We start from the raw sequence: 13,151 nt of genomic DNA on the forward strand, positions 1-13,151 counted from the left end.
CGGCATCCGACTGTCAAGTCCCCCTCGGCGGTTCGAAGCCCGACGTATCGTGTCGGCATGGACGGGTTCGCCGCAGTGGACTACGGCTTCGCCCGCGAGGTTCTGCAGCGGGGCATCGCGGCGCTGTTCTTCGTCGCGTTCCTGTCGACGCTGAACCAGTTCCGCCCGCTGCTCGGCGAGCGGGGCCTGCTGCCCGCGCCGCAGCTTCTCGACTGGGCGACGTCGTCGAAGGACAGGATCCGGATGCTGCGCCCCACGCTCTTCACGCGCATCCGCTACTCCGATCGCAGGCTGGCTGCACTGTGCTGGGCCGAAATGGTCGTCGCGATCGTGCTCGTGGCTGGCATCCCGCAGCTGGGGCCGCCCTGGGTTCCGATGGTCTGCTTCCTGCTGCTGTGGGGCGGCTACATGTCGATCACGAGCATCGGGCAGACCTTCTACGGTTTCGGCTGGGAGATGCTGCTGCTCGAGGCCGGCTTCATCGCGGCGTTCCTCGGCTCGGCAGATCAGCCGCCGCCCGCCGTCGTGATCGTGCTGTTCTGGTGGCTGCTGTTCCGGCTGGAATTCGGCGCCGGGATGATCAAGATCCGCGGCGGCCGCGAATGGCGCGATCTCACCGCGCTGATGTACCACCATGAAACGCAGCCCATGCCGGGTCCGCTCAGTCGTCAGGCGCACCTGCTGCCCGGGTGGTTCCATCGGGGCGAGGTGCTCGGCAATCATTTCGCGCAGCTGGTGGTGCCGTTCCTCCTGTTCGCACCGATCCTGTCGTTCTGGGTTCCCGGCCCGGTGCCCGAGATCATCGGCACGACGGCTGCCGCGATCGTGATCCTCACGCAGCTGTGGCTGGTCGTCACCGGCAACTTCGCGTGGCTGAACTGGGCCACGATCGTGATCGGCTTCTCGGCGGTGGGGCTGCCGGGAACGCTGGTCGGACGAGACGCGGCAGGTGCGTGGCGCGGCATCCCGCTGTACTGGATCGTCGTCACCTCGGCCGTCGGCATCCTGTTCGTGGTTCTGAGCTGGCCGGCGCTGCGCAATCTCTTCGCCAGCCGTCAGCTGATGAACGCGAGCTTCAACCGGTGGCAGCTGGCGAACGCGTACGGCGCGTTCGGCACCGTGACGAAGAGGCGCATCGAGTACGTGGTCGAGGGCACCATGGATGCCGATCCGTCGTCGGCGCGCTGGTCGGAGTACGAGTTCCGGGGCAAACCGGGTGACGTGCGGCGCGTGCCCCGCCAGTTCGCGCCGTACCATCTGCGGCTGGACTGGCTGATGTGGTTCCTGCCGCTCGGGCACTCGATCGACGACTGGTTCACGATGTTCCTGGTGCGGCTGCTCGAGGCCGACCGACCGACCCTGCGGATGCTGCGCCGAGACCCGTTCGCCGGTCACGCACCGCGGTGGGTGCGGGTGATCTCGTATCGCTACCGGTTCACCACGCGCGCCGAGCACCGCGAGACCGGTGCCGTCTGGACCCGCGATCGCAGACGCGTACTGGTGCGCCCGATCAGCCTGCGCGGCCGCTGAGCGGTGCGGTCCCGCAACACTGGCGGGCGTCGGCACTTCTGAAGGACGATCTCGGCCGCAGCATCCTTCAGATGTGGCATCCGCCCTCGAACCCGGATGCCGTCCGTCAGAGCATCACCGGTCGCCCGGCGGCCAGCGACGCGTAGGCGGCATCGACCAGGGCCACCGCGGCGACGCCGTCCTCGGGCGTCACCCTGGCGTCCCCGCCCGTGCGGACCGCATCAAGGAAGTCGGCCAGCTGAGCCCCGTAGGGATCGGTCTCGGATGCCGGGGGCAGATACCCCTCACGCACGACGCCCAGGTCGGCGGTGTCGAATCGCAGTGAGCCAATGGCGCCGGTCACCTCGGCGGTGGAGCGGAACGGCGTGCCGGGCTCGAACCAGTCGGCGCGCACATGGCTGATCGCCCCGTTCGCGTGCGTGAGAGTGACGTGTGCCGACACCGGCGGCTCGACGATGCCGTCGACGGCGGGCGGGTCCTGTGTCGCTGACACCTCCACCACGGGGCCGGCCAACCACAGCGCCTGGTCGAGGTCATGGATCATCAGGTCACGGATGAGCCCTCCGCCGGCATCCTGAGCGTAGAACCAGGCCGACGCCGGTGCCGCGACGGTTCGACGGAAGGTGAGCTCCAGCAGCGCGCCGATCGAATCGATCCGTTCCTGCAGTCGCCGGTAGCCCTCGAAGTAGCGCACCACGTGCGCGGGGAAGAGCCGCACCCCGGCATCCGCCGCGGCCTGCAGCATCCGTTCGGCCTCCGACGCCGTGACCGCGAGGGGCTTCTCGCAGACGACATGGCGTCCGGCGATGAACGCGCGGCGGGCGATGTCGAGGTGGGTCCTCGTGGGACTGACGATGTCGACGATCTCGCATCCGTCGATCAGGGCGTCGAGCTCGTCGACCACGCGGATGCCGTAGCGCCCGGCGAGCTCCTCCGCGCCGGTGCGACGCAGGATGCCGACCTCCGCACCGAGCGCCAGCCACCCGGCGACGTGCAGCGGGGCGATGCCTCCTGCGCCGACGATGCCGACTCGAGCGGCCGCGGTGATCTCCATGAGCCGAGCCTACGACCGCCGGGGTCGGGCCGCGACGGTGGTGCGCAACGCCACGGGCGTGCCAGCATCGCCCTATGGACGACGCGACGTTGCAGGTGGGTGCCGCCGTGCGCGCGGTCGACGTGCCGCCGGGCACGCGGATGTCGGGATATGCGGCGCGCACGTCGGGCTCCACCGGTGTGCACGATGCGATGACCGTGCGCGCGATCGTGCTCGAGCGCGTCGCGCTCGTGACGGTGGACTGCTGCGTTCTGCACGAGAGCACCTGCGTCGCTGTCCGTGCGGCGGCGATCGCTCACGGCGCCGTCGATGACGTCGTGGTGCACGCGACACACACGCACTCCGGGCCGTGCGTCGGCTCTGGTCGAGCCGGCGTCGATGAGGCGCGCGTGCGGGCTGAGGTCGAGCTGGCGATCCCGGATGCCGTGGCAGCGGCGGCGGCGCGACAGCTGCCCTGCACAATGGGCTTCGCGGAAGCGTTCGGCACCGGGGTCGCCAGGAACCGTCGCCACCCCGGTCGCGACATCGACCCGCCGGTGCAGGTGATCGGTTTCGATCATCGCGGGCGCCGCGTCGCGACCCTCGTCTCATACGCGTGCCATCCCGTGGTGCTGGATGCGGCGAACACACTCATCAGCGGCGACTTCGCAGCTCCCCTGCGGGATCAGGTCGAGCAGGCTTTCCCCGGCAGCGTCTGCGTCTACGCCACAGGGCCGGCGGGCGACGTCAATCCCGGCGACTTCAGCCCGGAATCGTCCTACGTCACGGGAGCGGAGGGCCACACGCTCGCGGATGCCGCGCACATCGGCGGCATCCTGGCCGGTGCGGCAGTCGCCGCACCGGTTCACCGCATCGACGCGTCGGATGCGGAGATCGCCGCCACCGGCGTGACGCTCGAGCTGGAAGCGGCGGGCGACATCGTCGGCGACGTGCGCGCCTGGAGGGAGGAACTGGCCGGGGGAACCGGCAGGGAGGCGCTGCTGAACGAGTGGCTGCGCTGGGCGCAGACGCGACCGCTGGCCGCGGACTGGACCGGACGCGTGTCGGTCATCGCGGCCGGTGACCTGCGGATCGTATGCCTGCCGAATGAGCCGTTCCTCGCCGCATCCGCTCACCTCCGGCCGCATCACGACGGGCCCATGATGGTGCTCGGATACTGCGACGGAGTCGCCGGGTACCTGCCCGATGCCGCCGAGTACGCACACGGCGGGTACGAGGTGGCAGACGCCCATCGCTACTACGGCATGCCGGCGCCGTTCGCCGGCGGTTCGCTGGAACGGGTCACGGATACCGCCGCCGCCCTGCTGACCGGGATGTCACGCTGAGACGATGGCGCTCAACTGGTCCGGTGACAGCCGCGACGCCATCAGCTGCAGCATCGTGGCCTCCGGAGTCTGCACCGGGTACCCGCTGCCGAAAACCCAGCGTCCCGGTTCCGCCGCGAGGCGGTCCGCGACCCCTGTGGGTCCGTTCACGTGCCACAGATCCAGGCGGACGGATGGCGGCACGTTGTCACCCAGATGTCGTGCCAGCTCCTGCCAATCGAGCCAGTTCAGCCCGCTCAGCAGGAGGGGATGCTCCGGACGCGCGCGCACGAGGTCGGCGATGTGGTGCAGCTCGAGGTCGCGAGCTGGAGAGCGCGGATGCCGCACGCGCGCGTCATCCATCCGCGCGATCAGCTGCACAGGCAGCATCCGCTCAGCGCACTCGTCGATGACGACGGCGACCTCGGCGACGGGGTAGCCGTGGAGGCCGGGTGCGACACGGATGCCGCCGGCGCCGGCATCCGCCGCCCACGCCAGCTCTTCGCGCCAACCAGGCTCGCTGGGATCGATCACAGCCATCACTCGGAACAAGGGGTCGCCTGCGCAGGCGGCGAGCGCGGCCTCGTTGCCCGTGCGTGTATCGAACCCGAACAGCGCGGCGAGGTGGGATACCCAGATGCGGTGCAAGCCGTGCCGCGCGGCGTAGCGCCGAAGGTCGTCCGCATCGGCGGCCGCCGTCAGCCGGTACGGCCAGAGGCCCAGGTGGCAGGTGACATCCGTCGCGGCGAGTCCGGCGAAGCCGTCGAGCAGCGCTCGGGCACGGGCGGTCATGCCGCGACCTCTGCGAGCCACCGCGACATGGTGCCGCCGAAGACGCGATCCGAGACGTCCGCATCCAGCCCTGCGCCGAGCACCTTCCCCACGTTTGCGGCGAGGTCGACGTGATGCAGGTCGGAGCCGAACACCACACGGTCTGCACCCAGCCGCTCCACGGCCAGGGCGACCTCACCGGTCCCGATGATCGTGCCCGACGTGTCCACGGCGACGTTCGGCACGTCGCGCACCGTATTGATCGCCGATTCCGCCTGCCCGCCGAGATGGGCCATCACGAAGCGCACCTCGGGGTGGCGTCGGGCTGCCGCGGCGATGTGCTCGGCCGTGGACTCGTACGGAAACCGCCCCACCGTCTTACGCCAGGCATGAGCCAGCACGATGAGGCGCCGCTCGGCGGCGTATTCGAGGATCGGGTCGCACAACGGGTCATCGGCCAGGGTGGCGATCCAGAGCTTGATGCCGACCATGCCCTCATCCTCGACATTGCGACGCAGGTCGTCGAGGCTGTCCCTGCCGTAACGGGGATTGACGTAGCAGTAGCCGCGCAGACGATCCGGGTGCCTTCGCAGCTCGGCCACCAGCGCACGGTTCATGGCGCGCACCTCGTCGAGGCCGGGGTGGGCGATGAACGCGCCGATGTTGCTGCACAGGAACAGTCCGATGCCCAAGTCGTCCCCCTGCCGGAAGACATCCGGATCGAAGCGTCCGGCGTCGAGGTGGGTGTGCGCGTCGATGCCGGTCACGCCGCGACCTCGCTCAGCGCAGCGTGCACGCGCTGCAGCGTCTCGTCGATGTCGGCATCCGTGTGAGCGGCGTTGACGTACACGACTCGGTAGAACGACAGCCCGTGGCGGAAGGATGCTCGCAGGAACGACTGCAGCAGCCGGTCGTCGCCGCTCACGAACTGCGGGCACGTCGGGTGCCCCTCGAGGCGGATGGCGGCGCCCGCCGCGGCGAACGCCGCATTCATCCCGTCCTGCAGACGGGTGCCCGCGGAGTGCAGGCGCTCGATGACGCTCTCGTCGCGCATCGCCGTCATGGTCGCGGTCGCCGCCGCCAGCGACAGCGTCTCACCGCCATAGGTCGACGAGACCACGACCTCGCCCCTGTCGAGCACGGAGAGCACCTCGCGCCGGCCGCAGTACACAGACAGCGGCATCCCGTTGGCGACGCCCTTGCCGAACACGGCGAGGTCGGGCAGCACGCCGGTGAACTCGGCCATGCCGCCCAGCGCCACGCGGAATCCGGTGACCATCTCGTCGTAGCCGAGCAGGGCACCGTGCTCATCAGCCAGGGCGCGCAGGTGCAGGTAGACGTCCGTGGCCCCCGGCAGGCGCGGATAGTCGGCCGCGACGAGGATGAGGGCGATCTCCGAGCCGTGCTCGGCGAAGACCGCCTCGAGCGCGTCGCGGTCGCCCCAGTCGACGGCATGGTGCAGCGCGGCGAGGGCCGACGGCACCCCGGGGACCTCGGCCGAGGTGGCGCCGGGCAGCACGCGTGCGCCGGCGGCCAGGGAGTTCAGCCAGCCGTTGTACCCGATCTGGACGATTCGGTCGCGGCCCGTGTGCGCCCTGGCGATGCGGATCAGCGCGGCGAGCGCCTCGCCCCCCGTCTTCAGGAAGCGCGCGGCCTCGGCGCCCGGCACGAGAGAGCAGAAGAGCTCGGCGGTGGACGTCTCCAGCGGATGCGGGTGCCCGAACAGGATGCCGTCATCAAGCTGCGCCCGGATGGCGGAGTCGACCCTGGGGTCCGCGTAGCCCAGCGTCACGGGGCCGAGCGCACAGCGGTAGTCGATGAACTCCCTGCCGCGGTCGTCCCACACGCGGCTCCCGCGTCCTCTGACGATCACCTCGGGCTCGTCAGGCAGCAGCACCGGAGCCTTGGAGTTCGTGCTCGAACCGACCGGCATCACCGCCAGGGCGCGGTCGCGCCATCCGGCATCCTGCAGCTGCACTTCGAGACCTCCTCCTGCGCTGGGCGTTTCACGCCAGCGCGACCACCTCACCGCCGCGCGCGGCCGATGCCTGCGCGGCCTTGACGATCTCCACGGTCCTGATACCGACGCCGGCGTCCGGCTGCGGCTGCCGCCCCGCACGCACGGCCTCGATGAACTCGTCGATCAGCAGTCCGTCGAGGTCGGCGCCCACCGGGTCCCATGTCTCGCCCGCCATGTCGTGCCCGGCGATGCCCTTCGCGAAGGGGCTGACCGTCACGGTGCCCCGCTCGGCGGTGACCTGCAGGGTGAGCCCGCCCCAGGTGGCGGAGCTCATCGGCCAGCTCCACGAGCAGTCGATGGTCGCGATGACGCCGCTCGGGTACTGCAGCGTCACCAGGCCGCCGGTTTCGACGGCGAGCTCGCGGTCGGCGTGCAGGAACGCGTTCGAGACGGCACGGACGGAGGCGGCGCGCTCGCCGAGCAGTTCATCGAGCAGGTCGGCGCAGTGCACCACATGATCGACGAGAGCTCCGCCGCCTGCCAGCTCGGGGTCGGTGAACCATGCGCGATCCTGCGGCAGCTTGCCGTTGTTGACGCCCGTGACGCCGAGGATGCTGCCGAGCCGGCCGCTGCGGAGCTCGGCGAACGCGTCCCTCACCGCGGGGGAGAACCGCACCGGGTAGGCGACCATGAGGACGACGCCCGCGCGCTCGCACGCGTCTCGCATGGCGATCGCGTCCTCGACGGTGGTGGCCAGAGGCTTCTCACACAGCACATGCGCTCCGACCGCCGCGGCGCTTTCGACGAGTTCGCGATGACGCGCGTTCTCCGCGGCGATCACCACGGCATCCGGCCCCCAGGCCAAGGCCTCTGCGTACGTGTCGACGTACTCGACTCCCAGCTCGGCGGCCAGCTCCGCCCCGCGGGGTGCGTCGTCGGGAGCGGACGCCCCGTCGGGGTCGGTGGCGATGAGCTCGACGCCCGGCATGGACTTCAGCGCGTGCACGTAGCTGAGAGCGTGGGTGTGCGCGAAGGAGAGCACGGCGACGCGCACGGGGGCGGGCGTGATCATGCGGCGGCCTCCTCGGTCTCGAGTTCGAAGACGATCGGCGCACCGGAGGCGATCGACGCGTACGCGGCCTCGGCGACGGTGACCGCGGCGATGCCGTCTTCGGGCGTGACGAGGGCGTCGCCGCCGTCGCGCATCGCCCGAACGAAGTCGGCGATCTCGGCGTAGTACGGACTCTCCTGCGGCGACATGGGCGGCAGGTAGTCCTCGGCTCCGGCGTCGAGCACCGAATCGACGTGCATGGTCCTGTCCTCAGCGCTGTCGTAGCGCAATCGGCCCGCGGAGCCGGCCACCTCGATGCTGGTGCGGAACGGCATGCCCTCGGCGGCCCACGTGCCGTGCACGTGACTGATCACCCCGTTCCGGTGCGTGAGTACCACGTGAGCGGTGACCGGCACCGGCACTCGATCGTCGACGGTCGGCGGGTTCTGCACGGCGTACACGGATGCGACGGGCCCGGCGAACCAGAGCGCCTGATCGATGTCGTGGATCATCAGGTCGCGGATGATGCCGCCGCCCGTGCTCTCGGCGAAGAACCAGGGGGAAGCGGGTGCGGAGCCGGCACGGCTGAAGCGCTGCACGGCCGTCGTGCCGACCCGGCCGGACTCGATGCCCGCCTTGATCCGCTGGTATTCGCCCATGTAGCGCACCACGTGCGCGGGGAACAGCCTGACGCCCTCTTCCGCAGCCGCCGCGGCCACGCGTTCGGCGGCAGCTGCTGTGCTGGCCAGCGGCTTCTCGCAGATCACGTCGCGGCCGCGCGCGATCGCCCGAAGCGCGAAGTCGGCGTGCGTGCTGCTGGGCGTGACGATGTCGACGACGTCCACGAGCTCGATGAGGGCATCGACGTCACCGACCACCTCGAAGCCGTACTCCTTCGCGATCTCTTCGGCACCGGCCAGCGAGGTCACGAAGCCGGTGGCGCCGAGGGCACGCCATGCATCGGCGTGCACCTGCGAGATCCCTCCCGCGCCGATGAGTCCGACCTTCAGAGCGCTCACGGATTCTCCTACCTGGATTCAGCGCCGACGATGACGTCGGCGGGCAACGGGGTGATCGGGGGGACGGGCATTCCGCCCAGACCGTAGATGGCGGAGGCATGGCGCCGGAACGCGAACACGAGCGCGCCGTGCGAAGCCGCCTCCGCGCCGAGACGGGCCTCGACCAGCGGCACCGAGAAGGGGAGGCCGATGTGTGCGGCGAGCGCAGCCCGCAGCGGATCGAGGAACTGCTCGTGCGCGGCGGAGAGGCCGCCGCCGATGACGACCATCGCCGGGTCGACGGTGAGCACGAGGGTGGCGATGCCGCGCGCGAGCTGGTCGACGAAATCGCCGAGTTCCGCGGATGCACTCGCGTCACCCGCGCGGGCCAGGCCGAAGACCTCCTCGGCGGTCTGACCGCTGCGCCACGTGAGCTGGCCCGTCTGGGTCACGAGACCGGGGAAGGCGAGGCGACCGATGTCGCCGGCCGCATTGTGGATGCCCCGACGCGGCCGGCCGCCGATGATGAGGCCCATGGCGATGCGGTTTCCGACCGACAGATAGAGCACGTCGTCGACGAGCTGCGCCACGCCGAGGTGGTGCTCGGCCACCGCGGCGAGGCGAACGCCGTTGTCGACGGAGACCGGGCATCCGAATGCGGCCTGCAGCTGCGCGCCGATGTCGATGCCCGACCATTCCGGGATGACGACAGAGGTCACGACGCGGCCGGAGTCATCCACGATGCCGGGGAGGGAGACGCCGATCGCCCTGACGCGCGAAGCGGGGATGGCGGCGCCCGCGTGAGCCGTGCGGATGTGCTCGATGACGTCGTTGAGCTTCTCAGCTCCGTCCCGCGCCTGCGCGACTCCGGCGAAGCTCTCGTGCCGCACGACGTCGCCGGCGAGGTCGGCGACGACCACGCGAACCGACGCCACCCCGACGTCGACACCGACGACGTAGCCCGATGCGCTGTCGAACGAGAAGCGGCGTGCCGGCCGGCCCGCGCCGCGTCCGGCGGACGCGGGGGCGTCGACGATCAGCCCGTTCTCGCTCAGCGCCCCGACAGCGTTCTCCACGGAGGTGCGGGAGAGTTCGAGGGTCTGCGCGATCTCGTTGACCGTGGCCGAACCGCGGTCTCGCACGTGGAGGGCGACGCGTACGGCGATGGGCAGATTTCCACGGTTCACGCGCGGACCTCCTTTCGTCATCGATGAGCGTGCGACAAAATTAGCACACGGTGCTCGTGGAATCTCCTGCCTGTTTTCACGGGTAGAGCAGTGAGTTCCCGCAAACTCAAGCGAACTTCGCCAAGGTTGCACTTGACTAATTATCCCAAGGCACTGTCATAATAGCTTCACCCTGAGCAAAGGAGCATCATGCGTGTCAAGAGATTCGCCGGCCTGATCGCCGGTCTCGCAGCAGTCGCCCTCGTGGCAGGCTGCTCCGCCGGCGGCGGCACCGCCGGAGGAGACCAGAAGGTCACGGTCTGGCTCTATCCCGTCATGGCCGACGAGGCGCAGCACAAGGCGTTCTGGGACGAGACGATCGCCGATTTCGAGAAGGCCAACGAAGGCATCACCGTCGAGTACGAGATCTTCCCGTGGGCCAACCGCGACGAGAGCCTGCAGACCGCGATCGCGGCGAACAAGGGACCCGACCTCGTCTACCTCATTCCCGACCAGCTCGTCGCCTACGAGAAGTCGATCGAGCCGATGGACGACTACCTCAGCGAAGAGCACAAGTCCCAGCTGCTCGAGAACGTCGCCTCGTCGGTCACGCTCGAGCCCGGCCTGATGGGCGCCCCGATGCTGACCAGCGCGCAGCCGCTGATCTGCAACGCCGCAGCCTTCGAGGCCGCAGGCGTCACCGAGTACCCCGAGACCTGGGACGACGCTCGCGAGCTCGCGCCGAAGTTCACCGAGGCCGGCATGCAGCTGTTCAACTACACGGCATCCGCCGAGGCCACGCTCAACATGACGTTCTACCCCCTGCTGTGGCAGGCCGGCGGCGCGGTGTACGACGACAGCGGCGCCGTGGCGTTCAACAGCGACGCGGGCGTCGAGGCTCTGACGTTCCTCACCGAGCTCGCCGAGGCCGGCGCGCTCGACCCCGACACGCTCACCTCGCTGCCTCCGATCGAGCAGACCGGCATCGCACAGGGCAAGACCGCGTGCACCTGGGTCAACGCCACGGCCGAGCTCACCGACATCTGGGGCGAGGAGAACGTGAAGGTTCTCCCTCCGCTCACCAACGAGGAGACCATCGCCTACGGCACCGTCGGTTCGCTGTCGATGCTGAAGGGCTCCAAGGTGAAGGATGCGGCGGGCAAGTTCGCCGAGTACGCCACCAGCGCCGAGGTGCTCAAGCCCTACCTCACCGAGGCCGGCTTCTTCTCGGCCCTCGACGTCGAGCCCATCAACACCCCCGACTCGCTGATGGGCCAGGTCGAGCAGTACGTCCCGGTGACCACGGTGGGTGAACTCGCGCCGAGTTCGCGCGCGCTGATGGGTGTGCTGTCGCCCGAGATCCAGGCCGCTCTGCTGGGTCAGAAGACGCCGGAGCAGGCGCTCGAAGACGCGGCGAAGGCCGCCGAGCCGCTCCTGAAGTAACCGGCAGGGGCGCGCGGAGAGATCCGCGCGCCCCTCACCCGACCCGAGGTGACGAGATGACGACAGCCCCACCGATGATGGCGCCGCCCGTGACGCCGTCCGAGCCCGAGAAGCCGCGCACGAGCCTCTCCACCCGCGTGCTCGCCCGCCGCGAAGCGCGCATCGCTTTGCTCTTCGTGCTCCCCGCGTTCCTGCTCTTCCTCGCCTTCCGGTTCGGCCCGACCATCGTCGGGGTGGCGCTGAGCTTCTTCGACTACGACATCTCGGGGGAGATCGGCTGGCGTGGACTCGACCACTTCCAGCGCCTCGTCGCCGACCCGCTCTTCTGGCGCGCGTTGAGCACCACCCTCCTCTACACCGTGTTCGCCGTGCCCATCTCGCTGGTGCTCTCCACAGTGATGGCGCTGGGTGTGCGCCGCGCCTTCCGCGGCTCGCGGTTCTTCCGCTCGATCTTCTTCCTCCCGGTCATCACCTCGCTCGTGCTCGCCGGTGCGATCTTCGTCTGGATCTTCTCGAACTCCGGACCGTGGTCGCAGCTGATGAGCCCGCTGGGGCTGGGCGGATCGTGGCTGGCGAGCACCGTGCTCGTCGTCCCCGCGATCATCATCGTCGGCGTGTGGTCGCGCTTCGGCTACGGGATGATGATCATGATCGCGGCCATGCAGGACATCCCTCGTGAGCTCGAGGAGGCGGCACTGATGGACGGCGCCAACTCCTGGCAGCGGTTCCGCTGGGTGATCCTGCCGCACCTGCGCCCGACCGTATTCTTCCTCGCCGTCATCGAGACGACTGCGGCCTTCCAGGTGTTCGACGTCATCTACGTGATGACCCAGGGCGGGCCGGCGAACGCCAGCTACTCCCTCGTCTACCTCGTCTACGACCAGGGTTTCAAGTACTTCGAGTACGGGTACGCCGCAGCGGCCGGCGTGGCGCTGTTCATCATGACCCTCGTCGTCGCGCTCATCCAGCGCCTGGTGATCGGAAAGCAGAAATGACCGCGCTCGCCTCTACGACGCCCCGCGTGAAGCACCGCTCCTTCAAGGCGCTCGAACCGACCAGAGGCGGGCTCGTGCTGCGCTGGATCTGGCTGAGCCTCGCGGCGATCTTCAGCTTCTTCCCGTTCTACGCGATGGTCGTGCTGAGCCTGAAACCAGGAGCGGCGGTCAACTTCCCGGCCTCGCTGCTGCCGTGGGGCGACATGTCGTTCGCCTCCTACGAGCAGGTGCTCAGCGGGCAGAACATCCTGCTCTGGCTGTTCAACACCCTTGTGTACTCACTGGTCTCGGTCGTCGCCGTGCTCTTCCTGTCGGCGATGGCGGGCTACGCCTTCGCCAAGAAGCGCTTCGCGGGCAAGGAGGTCATCTTCTGGTCGTTCCTGTCGATGGTCATGGTGCCGTTCCACGTCACGCTGATCCCCACGTTCCTGCTGATCGCGAACCTGGGCGGCGTCGACGAGTACTGGGGCCTCATCCTGCCGACGCTCGCGAACGCGCAGGCGGTCTTCCTGATGCGCCAGTTCATCCAGGGGCTGCCGGATGAGCTCTTCGAAGCGGCGCGCATCGACGGTGCCGGCGAGTTCCGCATCTTCCTGCGCATCGTGCTGCCGCTGTGCAAGCCGGTGCTCGCGACCCTCGGCATCTTCGTGTTCCTCTGGCACTGGAACGACTTCCTCTGGCCGCTGATCATCGCGAAGTCGAACGACATGTTCACGCTCACCGTCGGCATCTCGTCCCTGCAGCAGCAGGAGGTGCCGCTGAGCGTGATGCTCGCCGGCTCCGTCGTCGCCCTGCTTCCCATCTTCATGGCGTACCTGATCGCGCAGCGCTACGTCCAGGAAGGCGTAACAGGCTCTGGAATCAAGGGCTGAAAGGAAT

Annotated in this window: 12 protein-coding genes; 5 read left to right on the forward strand and 7 right to left on the reverse strand. The window is 69.2% G+C overall.

The window, feature by feature from the left end; translation table 11 throughout:
- The first annotated feature begins 57 nt into the window (after positions 1-57).
- Positions 58-1,530 carry a lipase maturation factor family protein gene (locus RIN43_RS02505; protein ID WP_309127291.1) on the forward strand — a complete coding sequence of 491 codons (1,473 nt, stop codon included), beginning with the start codon at positions 58-60 and terminating at the stop codon, positions 1,528-1,530.
- 106 nt (positions 1,531-1,636) lie between these two features.
- On the opposite strand, the gene RIN43_RS02510 is transcribed toward RIN43_RS02505, so the two are convergent.
- Positions 1,637-2,584: a Gfo/Idh/MocA family oxidoreductase gene (locus RIN43_RS02510; protein WP_309127292.1), complete on the reverse strand. Its 948-nt coding sequence runs from the start codon at positions 2,582-2,584 to the stop codon at positions 1,637-1,639.
- Positions 2,585-2,658: 74 nt separating this feature from the next.
- On the opposite strand from RIN43_RS02510, the gene RIN43_RS02515 reads away from it, so the two are divergent.
- Positions 2,659-3,909 carry a hypothetical protein gene (locus RIN43_RS02515; RefSeq protein ID WP_309127293.1) on the forward strand — a complete coding sequence of 417 codons (1,251 nt, stop codon included), beginning with the start codon at positions 2,659-2,661 and terminating at the stop codon, positions 3,907-3,909.
- On the opposite strand, the gene RIN43_RS02520 is transcribed toward RIN43_RS02515, so the two are convergent.
- Genes RIN43_RS02520 through RIN43_RS02545 form a run of 6 tightly spaced genes read right to left on the reverse strand, consistent with a single transcriptional unit; the run spans position 3,901 to position 9,855 of the window.
- Positions 3,901-4,680: a hypothetical protein gene (locus RIN43_RS02520; protein ID WP_309127294.1), complete on the reverse strand. Its 780-nt coding sequence runs from the start codon at positions 4,678-4,680 to the stop codon at positions 3,901-3,903. The two genes, RIN43_RS02515 and RIN43_RS02520, sit on opposite strands and share 9 nt — an antisense overlap.
- Entirely contained in the window at positions 4,677-5,426 is a 750-nt protein-coding gene (locus RIN43_RS02525; RefSeq protein ID WP_309127295.1) for an amidohydrolase family protein, read from the reverse strand. The genes RIN43_RS02520 and RIN43_RS02525 overlap by 4 nt, the downstream gene beginning before the upstream one ends.
- Positions 5,423-6,637 (reverse strand): aminotransferase class III-fold pyridoxal phosphate-dependent enzyme, encoded by a 1,215-nt coding sequence (locus tag RIN43_RS02530; protein WP_309127296.1) that lies wholly within the window; start codon positions 6,635-6,637, stop codon positions 5,423-5,425. The genes RIN43_RS02525 and RIN43_RS02530 overlap by 4 nt, the downstream gene beginning before the upstream one ends.
- A 28-nt stretch (positions 6,638-6,665) precedes the next feature.
- On the reverse strand, positions 6,666-7,691 hold the full coding sequence (locus tag RIN43_RS02535; protein WP_309127297.1) for a Gfo/Idh/MocA family oxidoreductase: 1,026 nt from the start codon (positions 7,689-7,691) through the stop codon (positions 6,666-6,668).
- On the reverse strand, positions 7,688-8,689 hold the full coding sequence (locus tag RIN43_RS02540; protein ID WP_309127298.1) for a Gfo/Idh/MocA family oxidoreductase: 1,002 nt from the start codon (positions 8,687-8,689) through the stop codon (positions 7,688-7,690). Before RIN43_RS02540 ends, RIN43_RS02535 begins: the two co-directional genes overlap by 4 nt.
- 8 nt (positions 8,690-8,697) lie before the next feature.
- Positions 8,698-9,855, reverse strand: coding sequence for an ROK family transcriptional regulator (locus RIN43_RS02545; RefSeq protein ID WP_309127299.1), 1,158 nt, complete (start codon positions 9,853-9,855; stop codon positions 8,698-8,700).
- A 189-nt stretch (positions 9,856-10,044) separates the two neighbouring features.
- Here RIN43_RS02545 and RIN43_RS02550 point away from each other — a divergent pair, with 189 nt between their 5' ends.
- From RIN43_RS02550 to RIN43_RS02560, 3 genes are read left to right on the forward strand one after another with little or no spacing between them, the layout of a single operon-like run.
- The gene (locus tag RIN43_RS02550) at positions 10,045-11,277 is read left to right on the forward strand and encodes a sugar ABC transporter substrate-binding protein (protein WP_309127300.1); all 1,233 of its coding nucleotides are present in this window, start codon (positions 10,045-10,047) and stop codon (positions 11,275-11,277) included.
- A 56-nt stretch (positions 11,278-11,333) separates the two neighbouring features.
- A complete protein-coding gene (locus RIN43_RS02555) occupies positions 11,334-12,272 on the forward strand; it encodes a sugar ABC transporter permease (RefSeq protein WP_309127301.1) in 939 nt (312 codons plus the stop codon).
- Positions 12,269-13,144 carry a carbohydrate ABC transporter permease gene (locus RIN43_RS02560; protein WP_309127302.1) on the forward strand — a complete coding sequence of 292 codons (876 nt, stop codon included), beginning with the start codon at positions 12,269-12,271 and terminating at the stop codon, positions 13,142-13,144. The genes RIN43_RS02555 and RIN43_RS02560 overlap by 4 nt, the downstream gene beginning before the upstream one ends.
- The last annotated feature ends 7 nt before the right edge of the window (positions 13,145-13,151 follow it).

Origin of the sequence: Microbacterium sp. (genome assembly GCF_031178445.1) — a bacterium.
Lineage (GTDB): Bacteria > Actinomycetota > Actinomycetes > Actinomycetales > Microbacteriaceae > Microbacterium.

Coding starts and splice junctions, on each gene's coding strand:
- RIN43_RS02505 (WP_309127291.1), top strand. CDS start 58: ATGGACGGGTTCGCCGCAGTGGACTACGGCTTCGCCCGCGAGGTTCTG.
- RIN43_RS02510 (WP_309127292.1), bottom strand. CDS start 2,584: ATGGAGATCACCGCGGCCGCTCGAGTCGGCATCGTCGGCGCAGGAGGC.
- RIN43_RS02515 (WP_309127293.1), top strand. CDS start 2,659: ATGGACGACGCGACGTTGCAGGTGGGTGCCGCCGTGCGCGCGGTCGAC.
- RIN43_RS02520 (WP_309127294.1), bottom strand. CDS start 4,680: ATGACCGCCCGTGCCCGAGCGCTGCTCGACGGCTTCGCCGGACTCGCC.
- RIN43_RS02535 (WP_309127297.1), bottom strand. CDS start 7,691: ATGATCACGCCCGCCCCCGTGCGCGTCGCCGTGCTCTCCTTCGCGCAC.
- RIN43_RS02550 (WP_309127300.1), top strand. CDS start 10,045: ATGCGTGTCAAGAGATTCGCCGGCCTGATCGCCGGTCTCGCAGCAGTC.
- RIN43_RS02555 (WP_309127301.1), top strand. CDS start 11,334: ATGACGACAGCCCCACCGATGATGGCGCCGCCCGTGACGCCGTCCGAG.
- RIN43_RS02560 (WP_309127302.1), top strand. CDS start 12,269: ATGACCGCGCTCGCCTCTACGACGCCCCGCGTGAAGCACCGCTCCTTC.